The 1,582-nt window shown below is 72.9% G+C and carries 1 protein-coding gene and 1 pseudogene; one reads left to right on the top strand and one right to left on the bottom strand.

What is annotated here, in order from left to right:
- Positions 1–163 precede the first annotated feature (163 nt).
- Positions 164–931, top strand: coding sequence for a GntR family transcriptional regulator (locus G3I65_RS18785; protein WP_160697267.1), 768 nt, complete (start codon positions 164–166; stop codon positions 929–931).
- On the opposite strand, the pseudogene G3I65_RS18790 reads toward G3I65_RS18785, so the two are convergent.
- Positions 928–1,582: pseudogene (locus G3I65_RS18790) on the bottom strand (hypothetical protein); the annotation flags it as partial. The gene G3I65_RS18785 and the pseudogene G3I65_RS18790 overlap by 4 nt on opposite strands.

Here is a 1,582-nt window from a genome sequence, read left to right on the forward strand (position 1 = left end):
CGACGCTCGCCGAGGGGACGGCCCGGGAGTCGCGGTCGCTGTACCGCGCGGTCGGGCACGTCACCGGCGAAGCCTTGGCCGCGAGCTTCCTCACGACGCTGGCCGGGCGCGCCACGGGCTGACCGAAGGCACGCGGCCGCCCCCGGCGCGACATACTGAAGGCATGCCCCGTCCGAAACACGTCCCCGCGAGCGATCTGCGCCTCCCGGACGCGCTGCAGCCGGGGCGGCCGAAGGGCGATCAGCTCCGCGAAATCCTCGAAACCGTCGCGACGGAGGCGGGCCCCGGCAGGCTGATGCCGTCGGAGCGGTTCCTCGCCGAGCACTTCCACGTCGCCCGCGGCACGGTCCGGCAGGAGATCAACCGCCTGGTCGCGGACGGCGTCCTGTACCGCCAGCACGGCACCGCGACGTTCACCGCGGAACGCCAGGCGGCGCACATCGACATGCTGACCTCGTTCACCGAGGACATGAAGGCCCGCGGCGTCGTCCCCAAGACGAAGGTGCTGCACGCCGAGGTGGAGAGCGCGAACCAGCGGATCGCCGGCCGCCTCAACGTCCCCCCGGGCGCGCGGGTCTTCCGGCTCGAGCGGCTCCGCTACGTCGAAGACGAGCCGTTCGCCGTCGAGCGCACCAACCTGTCGGTCGACCGGTTCCCGGGCATCGACCTGTTCGACTGGGAAACCGAATCGCTGCACCGCACGATCGAGGACCGCTGGGGCGTCCGCGCGGAATGGAACGACACGGCGATCTCGGCGGTCCTCCCGAACCCCGGCGACGCGGGCCTGCTCGGCATCGAGGCGACCCAGCCGTGCCTGATCATCGAGGGCACGCTGCACGACCAGAGCGGCGGCGTCATCGAAGCGGGCCGCTCGCTGTACCGGGCGGACCGCTACACGGTCTTCACGCAGGCGCGCCGCAGCCCGGCCTAAGCGGCGCTGAGCCGGTGCGCCCGCAGCACCTTCAGGCAGTGCTCCACGAGCACGTCCGCGGCATCCGGCCCGAACAACGTCACGTAGGACTCGTAAAGCCCGTCCCGGTGCCCCTCGGCGTCGGGCAGGTACCCCAGATAACCGTCGGTGTAGCCGATCACCCGCGTGTGCCGGAACGGGCTGCCCCGCCGGATCCGCAGCCCCAGCGACGCGAACAGCTCGAACGGCGTGTGCAGCCACGCGATGTCCCCCAGTGAGACGACGCTGACCGGGACCTCGGCGCACCCCGTCGGCCGGTCGGTGGCCGCCATCGCGGCGAGCATCGCGCAGCCCTCGTAACGGGTCTGCGCGATCCGGACCGCCGGGTGGTCTTCGCCGTGGTGGGCCAGCTCGTGCTGCCACTCCGCCTCCGCCGATTCGCGCAGCTCCAGGCTGTCCTCGATGGACGGCACGTCGCGGTAGGGCAGGTGCAGCGACGAGCGCGTCAGCCGGACCGGGCCGCTCGCGCCGATCGCCGACGCCGCCGCCGCCAGCGTGCGGGCGATCGACGTCGCCAGGTGGCCGCCGAGGGTGCGGACTTCGGCGTGGTCGCGGCCGCGGCGCACGAAGCGGGAGCTGGCGTCGCCCGCCGCGCCCTGAAGGAACGCCGAA

The organism is Amycolatopsis sp. SID8362 (assembly GCF_010550475.1).
In the GTDB taxonomy this organism is placed as follows: domain Bacteria; phylum Actinomycetota; class Actinomycetes; order Mycobacteriales; family Pseudonocardiaceae; genus Amycolatopsis; species Amycolatopsis eburnea.